Source organism: Streptomyces sp. S.PNR 29 (assembly GCF_030386795.1).
In the GTDB taxonomy this organism is placed as follows: Bacteria; Actinomycetota; Actinomycetes; order Streptomycetales; family Streptomycetaceae; genus Streptomyces.
On record NZ_JANUQM010000009.1, the window covers coordinates 326,593 to 340,068 of the forward strand.

A 13,476-nucleotide genomic window follows, 5' to 3' on the forward strand; every position below is an offset into this window, starting at 1 on the left:
TGGAAACCCTACGAACTTGGGTAAAAACGCTGTGACGGCGCCCCAGTTCATGATTCCCTCTCCTTCACCAACGCAGCCCCTCGGACCTCCTGCGGACATCTCTCCCGACGGCCGACTGGGCTGACCGGGCCGCATCCCCCGGCGTGACAGGGGACGCAGGACCCACACCTTCCTCTCCTTGTGTGCTTGCGGAGCCGATCCATGCTCACGACCCTGAACACCGCCTACACCGACACGCGTGCGGCCGACCTCGCCTGGGCCCTGGGGCGCGAACCGCTCCCCGCTCTGGCCACACTCGACCTCGAACTGAGCGGCGCCAAGCTGCAGTTGCGCCTCCTCGGCGCGTCCCACCAGGTACTTCTGGAAGACGGGAAGGGCAGTTGTTCGGAGACGGTGGCGTGCATCGCGGGCAGCAGCACGCCGCTTCCCCTGGGCGTCGCCAAGCGGGTGGGCGACTGGGAGTACGAGTTCGCGGCCCGTGTGGAGGTGCTCTCCCCGGGCTCCTTCGCGGGCCGCGCCCAGGAGTTGCTGGCCCTGGTCTCCGACCACCCCCACGGCCTCGCCGGCGTCTTTCCGGGCAGCCCGCACGCCTTCACGGCGATGCTGGCCCAGCGCCACGAGGGGCAGGTCCACTGGCGGACCTGGCACGCCTATCCGCAGGACGGGCAGCTGGTGGCGACCAGAACCCGGGTGGGCGCCCGGGTGCGGTTCGGCCGGCCCGCGGCGGCACCGGCCGAGGCCCCGGCCAACGGCCGAACCGGGGCGGGTGGCCCGACAGCGGCACCTCAAACCCCCCGCCGCACCTGACCGACCGTTTTCACACGTGTGGGTGACAAAGCGCAGCGCGGCTGTGACGTAACGTCACAGCGTGATCGAACAGCACGCGCCCGCCCCGCCCGGCACTCCGCCGCACCGGGGCGGTCCCGGCGGCCCCGGTGCCCCCGCGCGGCTGCCCGTCCGGCCGGGCACAGGCAGGTTTCTGGTGCTCGCGGGCGTGTTCGTCTGCGCGGCCTGCGGGCTGGTGTACGAACTCGAACTGGTCGCCCTCGCCTCGTACCTGATCGGCGACTCGGTCACCCAGGCGTCCGTCGTCCTGTCCGTCATGGTCTTCGCGATGGGCATCGGCTCCCTCGCCGCCAAGCGGCTGCGCCGGCTCGCGGCGGCCGGCTTCGGCGCGATCGAGGCGACCCTCGCCCTCGTCGGCGGCTGCAGCGCGCTGGCGCTGTACGCCGTCTTCGCCTGGACCGGCGACTGGGGCGGGCTGTGGGCGAGCGGCCCCCGCTGCCTCCTGGTCGCCTTCTCCCTCACCATCGGCCTGCTGATCGGCGCCGAGGTCCCGCTGCTGATGGAGCTGATCCAGCGCATCCGCCGCCAGGACGCGGGCGGCGCCGTGGCCGACCTGTTCGCCGCGGACTACGTGGGCGCTCTGGTCGGCGGCCTGGCCTTCCCGTTCCTGCTCCTCCCGCTGCTCGGCCAGTTGACCGGCGCGCTGATCACCGGCGCGGTCAACGCGGTCGTCGGCGGCGCCCTGGTCCTCGGCCTGTTCCGCCGTGATCTGACCCGTCGCGCCCGCTGGCTGCTGCTGGCCGCCAACGCCACCGTGCTCGCCGTCCTCGCCTCCGCCGCCGTCCTCGTCGACGACTTCGAACGGGCCGCCCGGCAGGCGGTGTACGGCCAGGACGTCCGCGTCGCGCTGCAGACCGAGGTGCAGGAGGTGGTCCTCACCGGCGGCACACGGGGCCGCCCGTTCGGCCTGTTCCTGGACGGCCGGCTGCGGGTCAGCGGCCGGGACGAGCGCCGCTACCACGAGGCGCTGGTGCACCCCGCGATGACCGGCCCGCACGCGCGCGTGCTGATCCTCGGCGGCGGCGACGGCCTCGCCGCCCGGGAGGTGCTGCGGTATTCGGGCGTACGCCGGGTCGACGTCGCCGAGATCGACCCGGGAGTGGTCCGGCTGGCCCGCCACGACCCCGCCCTGTCGGCGCTGAACGGGCACGCGTACGACGACCCGCGCGTGCGCGTGACGACGGCGGACGCCTTCTGCCTGCTGCGCGCAGCGCCGCCGGCGACGTACGACGTGGTGGTCGCGGACCTGCCGGACCCGGGCATCACGGCCAGTACGAAGCTGTACTCGCAGGAGTTCTACGGCCTGGCCCGGCGCGTGCTCGCCCCCGGCGGCCGGCTGGTGGTGCACGCCGGACCCGTCTCCTCACGCCCGCGGGCGTTCTGGACGGCGGAGTCGACGCTCCGCGCGTCCGGGTTCCGCACCGCGCCCTACCGCGTGACCGGCAGCGACACCGGCTTCACGGCCGGTCCCGACCGCACGGCCGCCCACCCGTCCGGCGCCCCCCGGGACTGGGGTCTGGTGCTGGCCGCCCGCACGGCCCCGCCGCTGCGTCTCGCTCCGCGGGGCCCGCACCCGCGCACCCTCACACAGGCCCGGCTGACCGCCGACGCCCGCGAGGCGTCCCGTACGCGCGTGCCGGGTCTGCCGCCGTCGACGCTGCTGCATCCCCGGTACTGAGGGTCGGCGGGGTGACTTTCCACCGACCGGGGTGCAGCCCGGCGCCCACTGGGTAGGCTCCGGAGCTATGGAGCATGAGGTGTTCGTTCCGGTTCCGGCCGAGCGGCTCAGGGAGGTGCTGGCCGACCCCGCGCGGGTCGCCCGGGCGGTCCCCGGGCTCCAGCAGGACGCCGGTGCGGAGCCGGTCGCGGGGCGGCTGAAGGTCCGCGTCGGCAGCCACTCCGTGACGTACCGCGGCTCCGTACGGCTGTCGCGGCGGGACGACGGTGCGTACGCCGTCGAGGGCGAGGGCACCGAGGCCCGCGGCACCGGCTCGGTCAAGCTCGCGCTCACGCTCCGCGTCCGGGACACGGACGACGGCTCCACCCTCACCTTCGACGGGACGGCCACGGCGGACGGGCGCGTCACGGAGCTGCCCGCGGAGGCGGTCGGCGGGGCCGTGACCCGGCTGCTGAGCCGTTTCGCGGAGAACCTGGGGGCGGTCGCGGAGGAGGTGCCGAGCGCACCGGAGACGGCCGAGTCCCTCGCCACCGAGGACTTCGAGCCCGCGGCGACCGGCGACTTCGAGGCCACCCCGGACGCCGACGACGCCCCGGTTCCGGCGCCCACGGAGGAAGCAGCCCCGGTCCCCCCGCCCTCCCTCGACCCCACCGCCGACGAGGACGACACCGCGGGTGGTGTCTCCGGTGACTTCGCGGAGGCCGCCGAGCCTCCCGCCGAGGCGGCGCACGCACGGCGCACCATGATCGGACGCAGCGCGGAGGAGGTGGACCACGCTCCACCACGCGGCCGCTACGCCCCCGTCCCCGCCCCCCAGGCGGTCACCCGCTCCACCCCGCTGCGCTGGGCGGCCCCGGCGGCGGCCGTGCTCCTGGCATCGGCGGTCGTGGTGAACCGGGTCCTGCGCAAGCGGCGCTGACCAACGCCGAGGTGCTCTGACCGATCCTGCGGCCGTTTCCGTCGGCGCACCCCGCCCGGCACCCGCCCGGCATCCGGCCGGCGGCATGAGCGCGGCGGGCCCGGGCGCTGCCCGTGCGGCGTCTGGCTGCCGCACCGCGCAGCCACTCCTCCGCCGCCGAGGCGGCAGAAGCCGACGAAGCCGCTATAGCCGCCGTAGCCGCCGGGCCGCGACCCAGGCGGCACTGCCCCGGCCGTGAGCGCCAAGCCCGCGGGACGGTGTGGCGGGCCGGCGCCGATCCCGTCCGCGCCCGTCTCCCGCGGCACCCGCGCCGACGGTTGGGCGCCGGCCCGTTGGACGGGCGGTCAGCCGCGGCCGACGGCCCCGGCCGGGCCCACCCCGCCCACCCCTTCACGGACCTCCCGGCCCGCAGGACGCCGGTCCGGCCGAGCGGCGAGCGCGGCGCCCCGTCCACAGCCTGTGGACGGCCCGGCCGCGCCGTGCGCCAGGTCGGTCGGGACCGGGTCGCGGGCCCTGCCACGGACGGCGAGAGCCCGGCCCGGCACGGGACCGTGATGGTCGTCCGTGCCCTGGCCGGGCTCTCCCCCGCGTCCGGCGCGTACCCGGTCGTACCCGCCGACGCTCCGCTGTGGTGACGGGCCGAGGACTACTCCTCACCGTCCTCCGGCTTCTCCGCGTCGTTGATCTCCTGCTCCAGGCCGAGCTGCTCGATGAGCCACTTGTCGAACTCGATGGCGGCCCGTACCCAGCTGACCGTCGAGGAGACGAAGTGCTCCAGGCTCACGCCCATGCCGATCAGCATCTGCGCCTCACCGATGAGGCGGACGGTGCCGTCGTCGTGGGTGTGGCTGTAGACCTTGGGCCACAGGGTCCGCCGGTTCCAGTCGTCGATGGACTCCAGCAGCTGCGGCTTCTCGTCGATCTTGTGGGGCCGGTCGTAGAACGTCCGCACCGAGAAGACCTGCTGGTCACCCTCACCGCGGAACATGAAGTACGTACGGAACTGCTCCCACGGCGCCGCGAGGTCACCCTCGTCGTCGACGACGTACTTGAGCTCCATCTGGTCGAGGAGCTGCTTCACGAGATCCTGATCCGGGACGACGGGGCCCGCCGGTCCTTGGGGCTGCGGCTCGGGCTGGCCCCCGAAGTTCGGAATCGAGGACGGGTCGATGCTCACCGTGATTTTCCCTTCGTACGGATCCCGCCATCCTCCCTCATCCGGGGAGGGGGGTGGCAAGCCCAGCCGGGGGCTGTCAGCCGTCGGCTGACATGATTTGGCCGGTCGGGGCAGGTCCGTGACGTTGGGGGGCGGCTCCGAGGCCCTGGGCTTCGCCGGGGCCGAGCTGCCGCGAGATGCCCGGGACGTGCACGCGACAGGACTGGCGGCACATCGAGTACGACGCGGATCTGTGTCTCGATCCGCGCTACGCCGACGGCCCCTGCCGGACGTGGCACGGGCTGGTCCCCACCCGTGCCACACGGTCGCCCGCGCCGTCCCGGTCAGAGCGTCCTGCCGGTCGCCGGGCCCACGATCAGCCCCTCGTCGAACCGGTCCACCCGGACCGTGTCGCCGTCCTTGATCTCGCCGGAGAGGATCTCCTTGGCGAGGCGGTCGCCGATGGCGGTCTGGACGAGGCGGCGCAGGGGGCGGGCGCCGTAGGCCGGGTCCAGGCCCTCCTCCGCGAGCCATGCCAGCGCCTCCGGTGTGATCTCCAGGGTGAGCCGCCGCTCGGCGAGCCGCTTCGCGAGGCGGTCGATCTGGAGCTTCGCGATGCGCTCCAGCTCGGGCTTGGTCAGCGCCGAGAAGACCACCAGGTCGTCGAGACGGTTGAGGAACTCCGGCTTGAAGGAGGACCGGACCACCTCCAGCACCTGTTCCTTCTTCTCCGCCTCACTGGTGATCGGGTCGACCAGGAACTGGCTGCCCAGGTTCGACGTCAGCACCAGGATCGTGTTGCGGAAGTCGACCGTACGTCCCTGACCGTCGGTCAGCCGTCCGTCGTCCAGCACCTGCAGGAGGATGTCGAAGACCTCGGGGTGGGCCTTCTCCACCTCGTCCAGCAGCACGACGCTGTACGGGCGCCGCCGCACCGCCTCGGTGAGCTGGCCGCCCTCCTCGTACCCGACGTAGCCGGGCGGGGCGCCGACCAGGCGGGCCACGCTGTGCTTCTCGCTGTACTCCGACATGTCGATGCGGACCATCGCCCGCTCGTCGTCGAAGAGGAAGTCGGCGAGCGCCTTGGCGAGTTCGGTCTTGCCGACACCGGTCGGGCCGAGGAAGAGGAAGGAACCGGTGGGCCGGTCGGGGTCGGAGATCCCGGCCCGGCTGCGGCGCACGGCGTCCGAGACGGCACGCACGGCCTCGCTCTGCCCGATCAGCCGCTTGCCGATCTCGTCCTCCATGCGCAGCAGCTTCTGCGTCTCGCCCTCCAGCAGACGGCCGGCGGGGATGCCGGTCCAGGAGGCGACGACGTCCGCGATGTCGTCGGAGCCGACCTCCTCCTTGACCATGGTGTCCCGGGCGACCTCCTCCTCGGCCTCGGAGGCGGCCTCCAGCTCCTTCTCCAGGGCGGGGATCTCGCCGTACAGCAGCTTGGAGGCGGTGTCGAAGTCGCCGTCGCGCTGGGCGCGTTCGGCCTGCCCGCGCAGGTCGTCGAGCCGTTCCTTCAGCTCACCGACCCGGTTCAGGGACTGCTTCTCCTTCTCCCAGCGGGCGGTGAGGCCGCGCAGCTCCTCCTCCTTGTCGGCGAGGTCGCGGCGCAGCTTCTCCAGGCGCTCCCGGGAGGCCGCGTCGGTCTCCTTGCCGATCGCCAGCTCCTCCATCTTCAGCCGGTCGACGGCACGCTGGAGTTCGTCGATCTCGACGGGGGACGAGTCGATCTCCATGCGCAGCCGCGAGGCGGCCTCGTCGACGAGGTCGATGGCCTTGTCGGGGAGGAAGCGGGAGGTGATGTAACGGTCGGAGAGGGTGGCGGCCGCGACGAGCGCGCTGTCGGCGATCTGGACCTTGTGGTGGGCCTCGTACCGCCCCTTGAGTCCGCGCAGGATCGCGATGGTGTCCTCGACGGTCGGCTCGGCCACCAGCACCTGCTGGAACCGCCGCTCCAGCGCCGGGTCCTTCTCGATGCGTTCCCGGTACTCGTCCAGGGTCGTCGCACCGACCATGCGCAGCTCACCGCGCGCGAGCATGGGCTTGAGCATGTTGCCCGCGTCCATGGCGGAGTCGCCGCCGGCGCCCGCGCCGACGACGGTGTGCAGCTCGTCGATGAAGGTGATGATCTGCCCGTCGGAGTCCTTGATCTCCGCGAGCACGGTCTTCAGGCGCTCCTCGAACTCACCCCGGTACTTGGCGCCCGCGACCATCGCGCCCAGGTCGAGCGCGACCAGCCGCTTGTCCCGCAGCGACTCGGGCACGTCACCCTTCACGATCCGCTGGGCGAGCCCCTCGACGACGGCGGTCTTGCCGACGCCGGGCTCACCGATGAGGACGGGGTTGTTCTTGGTCCGCCGGGACAGCACCTGCACCACCCGCCGGATCTCCTGATCGCGGCCGATGACCGGGTCCAGCTTGCCCTCGCGGGCGGCGGCGGTGAAGTCGGTCCCGAACTTCTCCAGGGCCTTGTACTGCCCCTCCGGGTCGGCGGTGGTCACCCTGCGCCCTCCCCTCGCCTTCTGGAAGGCCTCCTGCAGCTTCTTCGCACTGGCGCCCTGCCGCTCCAGCACCTCGGCCGCCTGGCCGCCCTTCGCGGCGATGCCGATGAGCAGGTGCTCGGTGGAGAGGTACTCGTCCCCCAGCTCCTGGGCCCGGGTCTGCGCGTCGGCGACGACCGCGAGCATCTCACGGTTGGGCTGGGGCGGCGCGACGGTGGACCCGGTCACGCTGGGCAGCCCGGCGAGGATCTTCTCCGCACCGGCGCGTACGGCCGCCTGGTCCGCGTCGGCGGCGGCGAGCAGGTCGGTGATGTTCTCGTTGTCCTGCCCCTGGAGCAGAGCCAGGAGCAGGTGGGCGGGGGTGAGGTCGGGGTGTCCCTCGGTCACGGCCCGGTTGCTGGCCGCGTTGATCGCGTCCCGGCTCCGGTTGGTCAGCTCGGCGTCCACGTTCGCGTTCTCCTCCTTGCGTCAGCTGTCTCCAGCCGTCCTGATGCCGTCTCCCAGTGCTGACTCAATCAACGTACACAAAGTTGAGTCTATTCCACTCAAGGGCAGGCCGGGAGGGGTGGCACAGGGGCAGGGCCTGAGGGCACCCGGCACGCGGTACCCGCCGGGGTACCGATCGGGGGCACCGGGCGGGGTACCGGTCGGGGTACCCGTCGAGCTGAGATACGACGCCGAGGCGCGAGCGGCTCGGGGGATCGCGGACAAGGCGATCAGGAAGGCGCGGAACACGCTTGACGGCCGGCGATGACGGCGGTGACCGGCGATGACCGGCGGTTTTCAGCCACTGACTGATTGTGGCGATACCGCGAAAAGTCCCCGCAAAACTGCAGCGGCGTCACCGTGTTCAGGTCACGGTGACGCCGCTGCGGGGGGAAGCACCTGAGCGATCTGTTACGACGGGGGAATCGCGTCAGGCACTGCGGGGGGTGGCTGAGATGGTCCGTGTCGCAGGGGAGCCGGACTCCACCTGCTGATGGTCTCGCTGGTCAAGGTTCACAAAGATCATTCCGTACCGGATGGCACACCGCACAGGCTGCGGCGCCCCCCGAGGCCGCCGCAGACACCGGTACGCCCGCACGTCTCCGTCCTCGTCCCGCGTGACGACGACCGGCTCACCGAACACGGTCACCATCAGCGAGTCACCGCTGTGGGGGATGGCGGTGACCAGGTCGATGAAGTGCCAGCCGGACCGGTAGGCCGAGGCCATCTCACGGCGGAAGGAACGGTCGTCGGGTGGAGTGGTCACGTCAACGCTCCGCGTCCACGACGACCGACGGCCAGTGACTGTCCGCCAGAACGTCGCCCTTCGCGTCGTTCGCCACGATCGACGGCCAGTGACTGTCCGCCCGAGTGTCGCCCTTCGCGTCGGAGTAACCGCTCAGCGCTCCGAAAACCGCGACGGCGGAGAGGGCGGCAGCAAGCACCGAGCGAAGCAGTCTCTTGCACATAGTCGGCTTCGTCCTCACTTGTAAGTGTCCTCTTCCCCCGTCAGGTAAGACGATGGCTCATTCGAACACGTCATGGCCACACAATCGGTGCATCATGTTCCTGCATGTTCAGGACCCTGGGGGGTGGAGATTTGATGGCAAATCAGACTAAGGCGACGCATCCCCATGCGGTCACCGAACTATGCGAGGAAGGTGGCCGACTTTATGCGGACGCCCTGCGCGCAGGCCGGATCGCCCGCACGGATGTGGAATCCGCCCCGTGTCTGGTGGAGTTCGCCCTTCTCAACCCGGATCCGGACGACGAGGACTGGCTGCGCCCGGTGCCACCGTCGGTCGCACTGGCCCAGCGTCTGCACCCCATCGAGCGCGACATCACGGAACGCCGGCGGTTGTCCATCGAACTCGCGGACGTCTTCGAGCCTTTCATGGCCCTCGGCACCCAGGTGACGGCGACCGACCACTCCATCACCGTGCTGGAGGGCAGCGACCGGATCAACGCCGCCCTCAACCTGGCCACGGCCCAGTGCCAGAACGAGATGCTCAGTATCCAGCCCAGCGACGACCGCTTCTCCGAGCGCAGTCTCGCCCAGGGGCTCGAACGGGACAGGGCCCTGATCGAACGCGGAGTCCGGATCCGGACGCTCTACCAGCACACGGCGCGCTACAGCCCCCAGAAACTGGCCTACGTGGCCCAACTCGCGAACGGCAAGGCGGAGTACCGCACGATCGACCAGGTGGTGGAGCGTCTCATCGTCTGCGACGAGAGCGTCGCGTTCATTCCGGCCCGCGATGACCAGCAGGTCGCCCTGGAGCTCCGTCATGCGGGACTCGTCCGGTACCTGGTCAAGGTCTTCGAGTTCATGTGGAGCCGGTCCGTGCCGCTGAGCGCCGGAGCCCCGTACGAACCGGCCGCGGGCGGTATCACAGACATCCAGCACTCCATCGCCAAACTCCTCGTGGAGGGCCACGTCGACGAGGCCATCGCCCGCCGCCTCGGCATGAACGTACGCACCTGCCGCGCCCACATAGCCAAGCTGGCGTCGGCCCTGGGCAGCGGCAGCCGGGCCCAACTCGGCTATCTCATAGCCCAGTCCGGGATCCTTGATCAGGAACGCTGAGGGAGGAGGCCGAGGGGCGGGGCGGTCCGTCGAGGCCCGCCTGGGCGATACGGACGCCCAGTTGCGTACGGCTCGCCGCACCCAGCGTCTCCGACAGGCGGGCGATATGGGCGCGGCAGGTGCGGACGCTGATGCCCAGCCGCTCCGCGATCACCGCGTCCTGGTGCCCCTCCGCCAGCAGCGCCGCGATGGACCGCTCACGGTGGGAGATGCCCTCGATGCCGGTGTCGGGGAGCGGGGCCGTCAGGGGTATGGCGAGCCGCCAGAGCCGCTCGAAGACCGTGACCAGGTACTCGATCAGCGCCGGATGCCGTAGCTCCAGCGCCATCGTGCGGTCGGCGTTCGCCGGGATGAAGGCCACCGTGCGGTCGAACAGGATCAGCCGGTCGATCACCTCGTCCAGCGTCCGCGCCTCCACCGCGTCGCCCATCAGCTCCAGATAGGTCAGCAGCCCCTGCCCGTGCCGGGCCACGTGCGTGTACAGGTCCCGCATGCGCACACCGCGCCCGCGCAGCGCCAGCGCCCGGTGCAGGCCCTCCGACAGCTCGTGCTCGCGCCGGATACCGCCGGGCTGCACGGTGAGCACCTCGGTCGTGCACGCCTGGGTCGCCTCGTCCATCGCGGCCTGGATCCGGGACAGCCCGTCCAGGACCCGGATCGCCGAGCCCTCCGCCGCCGCCGGCGCCGACCGCACCTGGCGGCCGAGACCGGCGTACCACTCGAAGGCGGCCACCGCCGAGCCCACCCGCCGCTGACTCGCGCTGACCTCGTCGTACATCCCGCGCAGCAGCCGCGTCATGACCTCCTGCGGGGAGGTCGGCACCAGCCAGTCCATGTCGTCGGGGTCGGGGTGCAGCAGGGCCAGTTCCAGCAGGCAGGGCACCGGCTCGGCGTCCCGGCGCGGCACGCGGCCCCGCCGTACGGCCCGGGAATACACGCGATCCCCGGCCTCGCACAGCCGGTCGGCACCGTGTGGATGCTCGTCCGTCCCGTGCCCGGCCATCGCCCATCCCACCCCCGGTTCCCGCCTCGTTCCGCGAGCGCAACTATGCGCGGACAGGACCCGCTCCGCAACACGGCTCCGCGCCCCCTGCACGTCCCGTCAATCCGCTTGGGCCCCATATGTCCGCCCGTCGGCAGGTAACGCCGCAGCCAGGACGACGGCGGTTCCGTCGGGCACGACGAGAGCATTGATGCTGTGGCCCGCCCACCGCGGCGATCCCGGTACGGTCCCCCAGGACCGCAGGTCCCGCCGAGGGGCACCGGACCGATCACCGACGTCAACTTCCGGAAATGCCGAAGTGATCGGCGCGTTACGTACCGCCTCTAGCGTCCCCCCATGGCGGACATATTTGACGCGTACGCGTTGGCCGACGCGTGGGACGAGATGTTTGTGCGGCCGGGTGAGGTCAGGACCGCCTATGAGCCGGTGCTGGCGGCGCTGCAGCCGATCGAGCCAGGGGAACTGAGGTTCAGGGCGGACCAGATGGCCCGGGCGTTCACCGACCGGGGCGTGACCTACGCCTTCGCGGGTGAGGAGCGGCCCTGGCCGCTGGATCTCGTCCCCCGGATCCTGGACGCCCTGGAGTGGGATTTCATACAACGCGGGGTCGCCCAGAGAGTCAGAGCCCTGGAGGCGTACCTCGCCGACGCCTACGGCCCCTGCCGCGCCTTCGAGGACGGCGTCGTCCCCTGGCGGCTGCTGCTCAACTCGCCCCACTTCCACCGTGCGGCCCACCCCGTCGAACCCCCCGGCGGGGTCCGGATCCACGTGGCCGGAATCGACCTCGTCCGGGACGAACGGGGCGACTTCCGGGTGCTTGAGGACAACGTACGAGTACCCAGCGGGGTGTCGTACGTCATCGAGAACCGGCGGGCGATGACCCGGATCTTCCCCTCCCTCTTCGCCGAGCAGCACGTCCTGCCCGTCGACGGCTACGCCCACCGGCTGCTGGCCGCGCTGCGCGCCGCCGCCCCCGACGGGACCGCGGACCCGAGGGTCGTGGTCCTCACCCCCGGCCCGAACAACGCCGCCTACTTCGAACACGCCCTGCTGGCCCGGCTGATGGGCGTACAGCTCGTCGAGGGGCACGACCTGGTGTGCCGGAACAACCGGGTGTGGATGCGGACGACACGCGGCGAGGTGCCCGTGCACGTCGTCTACCGGCGCCTGGACGACGACTTCCTCGACCCGCTCCACTTCCGCCCCGACTCGGTGATCGGCTGCCCGGGCATCATGAGCGCGGCGATGGCCGGAAACGTCACCCTCGCCAACGCGGTCGGCAACGGCATCGCGGACGACAAACTGCTCTACACCTACGTCCCGGACCTCATCCGCTACTACCTCGGCGAAGAACCGGTTCTGCCCAATGTCGAGTCGTACCGGCCGGACGAGCCCGGCCAGCTGGAGGCAGTCCTCGACCAGATCGGCCAGCTGGTCGTGAAGCCGGTCGACGGAGCCGGCGGACAGGGCATCGTCATCGGGCCCAAGGCCGACCGGGAGACGCTGGAGCGGGCCCGCAGGGCCGTCGCCGCCGACCCGCGCGGCTTCATCGCGCAGCGGCCCGTCGCCCTGTCCACCTCCCCCACCCTCGCCGGTGAGCGAATGGCTCCGCGCCACATCGACCTCAGGCCGTTCGCCGTCAACGACGGCAACGACGTCTGGGTACTGCCCGGCGGCCTCACCCGGGTCGCGCTGCAGGAGGGCAACCTGATCGTCAACTCCAGCCAGGGCGGCGGCTCCAAGGACACCTGGGTGCTGGCCGAGGGCCCGGCCGAGCCCCCGGAGCCCGTCAGCGCGGGCGGCCCGCCCGAGGTCGCCCCCCGCCAGCTCGGTCCCGACGGCACCCCCACCGTCGTACAGGAAGGGGCGCAGCAGTGAACGACGTGATCCTCTCCCGGATAGCCGAGGCGCTGACCTGGACCGGCCGGTACGTCGAGCGGGCCGACGCCACCGGGCGCATCCTGGACGCCTATCTGCACCGCATGCTGGAGGACCCCTGGCGTGACGAGGACGCGGCCTGCCGGTCGCTGTACGCGATCCTCGGCGTCGACGCGGGCGCCGGCCCCTGCGACATGCAGCAGGTCCTCGACCAGCTGGCCTTCGATGCCCGCTCCACCGGCTCCATCGAGGGCGCGCTCGGTGCCGCCCGCCTCAACGCGCGCAGCGCCCGCGAGGCGGTGTCGTCGGAGATGTGGGAGTGCCTCAACTCCACGTGGCACGCCCTGGAGGACCAGCGGCTCGCGGCCCGCCGCACCGGCCCGTACGCCTATCTGGAGCTGGTGCGGCGCCGGGCGGCCCTCTTCTTCGGGCTCGCCGACTCCACCATGAGCCGGGACGACAGCTGGCGGTTCGTGGTGCTGGGGCGGAGCCTGGAGCGGGTGGACATGACCGTACGGCTGCTGTCGGTGCGGGTGCTGGACGCGGCGCACGCGCCCGACTGGCCGACGCTGCTGAGCGCCAGCGGCGCCGACGAGGCGTACGCGCGCGTGTACGGCGGGTTCGGCGACACCCCGCGCGTGGCCGAATTCCTCATCCTGGACCGTGACTTCCCGCGCTCGGCACTGCACGCGCTGACCACCGCCGAGGAGTGCCTCACCGCGCTCGGCCGCCCCCGCCAGGACCCGGCGCGCCGCCCGATCGGCCGGATGCGCACCCGGCTGGAGTATCTGGACACGCATGCGCTCGAGGAGCAGCTGCCCGCCCTGCTCAGGGACCTGCAGCAGTCCTGCATGGCGTCCGCCGACGCGGTGGCGGAGCGCTTCTTCCCGTACCAGGGGCCCGTCGAGTGGGCCCAGGAAGGAGCCTGA

Annotated in this window: 12 protein-coding genes; 7 read left to right on the forward strand and 5 right to left on the reverse strand. The window is 71.8% G+C overall.

Features of this window, described 5'->3' with window-relative positions; genetic code table 11:
* Nucleotides 1–201 precede the first annotated feature (201 nt).
* The 4 genes from NW895_RS24990 (at nucleotide 202) to NW895_RS25005 (ending at nucleotide 4,078) form a co-directional block, all read left to right on the forward strand.
* Nucleotides 202–807, forward strand: a complete 606-nt coding sequence (locus NW895_RS24990; protein ID WP_289938185.1) for a DUF2617 family protein — start codon at nucleotides 202–204, stop codon at nucleotides 805–807.
* 61 nt (nucleotides 808–868) lie between these two features.
* Nucleotides 869–2,524, forward strand: a complete 1,656-nt coding sequence (locus tag NW895_RS24995) for a polyamine aminopropyltransferase (RefSeq protein ID WP_289938186.1) — start codon at nucleotides 869–871, stop codon at nucleotides 2,522–2,524.
* A gap of 67 nt (nucleotides 2,525–2,591) precedes the next feature.
* Nucleotides 2,592–3,443 (forward strand): SRPBCC domain-containing protein, encoded by an 852-nt coding sequence (locus tag NW895_RS25000; RefSeq protein WP_289938187.1) that lies wholly within the window; start codon nucleotides 2,592–2,594, stop codon nucleotides 3,441–3,443.
* A 332-nt stretch (nucleotides 3,444–3,775) separates the two neighbouring features.
* Nucleotides 3,776–4,078, forward strand: a complete 303-nt coding sequence (locus tag NW895_RS25005) for a hypothetical protein (protein ID WP_289938188.1) — start codon at nucleotides 3,776–3,778, stop codon at nucleotides 4,076–4,078.
* 11 nt (nucleotides 4,079–4,089) lie between these two features.
* On the opposite strand, the gene NW895_RS25010 is transcribed toward NW895_RS25005, so the two are convergent.
* From NW895_RS25010 to NW895_RS25025, 4 genes are all read right to left on the reverse strand, one after another.
* Nucleotides 4,090–4,620 (reverse strand): YbjN domain-containing protein, encoded by a 531-nt coding sequence (locus NW895_RS25010; protein WP_289938189.1) that lies wholly within the window; start codon nucleotides 4,618–4,620, stop codon nucleotides 4,090–4,092.
* 323 nt (nucleotides 4,621–4,943) lie between these two features.
* Nucleotides 4,944–7,541 (reverse strand): ATP-dependent chaperone ClpB, encoded by a 2,598-nt coding sequence (clpB, locus tag NW895_RS25015; protein WP_289938190.1) that lies wholly within the window; start codon nucleotides 7,539–7,541, stop codon nucleotides 4,944–4,946.
* 469 nt (nucleotides 7,542–8,010) lie between these two features.
* On the reverse strand, nucleotides 8,011–8,346 hold the full coding sequence (locus NW895_RS25020; protein WP_289938191.1) for a hypothetical protein: 336 nt from the start codon (nucleotides 8,344–8,346) through the stop codon (nucleotides 8,011–8,013).
* A gap of 1 nt (nucleotide 8,347) precedes the next feature.
* Nucleotides 8,348–8,548, reverse strand: coding sequence for a hypothetical protein (locus NW895_RS25025; protein WP_289938192.1), 201 nt, complete (start codon nucleotides 8,546–8,548; stop codon nucleotides 8,348–8,350).
* A 134-nt stretch (nucleotides 8,549–8,682) separates the two neighbouring features.
* On the opposite strand from NW895_RS25025, the gene NW895_RS25030 reads away from it, so the two are divergent.
* Nucleotides 8,683–9,666, forward strand: coding sequence for a helix-turn-helix transcriptional regulator (locus tag NW895_RS25030; protein WP_289938193.1), 984 nt, complete (start codon nucleotides 8,683–8,685; stop codon nucleotides 9,664–9,666).
* Here NW895_RS25030 and NW895_RS25035 read toward each other — a convergent pair.
* Entirely contained in the window at nucleotides 9,629–10,669 is a 1,041-nt protein-coding gene (locus NW895_RS25035) for a helix-turn-helix transcriptional regulator (protein WP_289938194.1), read from the reverse strand. The two genes, NW895_RS25030 and NW895_RS25035, sit on opposite strands and share 38 nt — an antisense overlap.
* 336 nt (nucleotides 10,670–11,005) lie before the next feature.
* On the opposite strand from NW895_RS25035, the gene NW895_RS25040 reads away from it, so the two are divergent.
* Together NW895_RS25040 and NW895_RS25045 are read left to right on the forward strand one after the other, a co-directional pair.
* Nucleotides 11,006–12,547 carry a circularly permuted type 2 ATP-grasp protein gene (locus NW895_RS25040; protein ID WP_289938195.1) on the forward strand — a complete coding sequence of 514 codons (1,542 nt, stop codon included), beginning with the start codon at nucleotides 11,006–11,008 and terminating at the stop codon, nucleotides 12,545–12,547.
* Nucleotides 12,544–13,476, forward strand: a complete 933-nt coding sequence (locus NW895_RS25045) for an alpha-E domain-containing protein (RefSeq protein WP_289938196.1) — start codon at nucleotides 12,544–12,546, stop codon at nucleotides 13,474–13,476. The genes NW895_RS25040 and NW895_RS25045 overlap by 4 nt, the downstream gene beginning before the upstream one ends.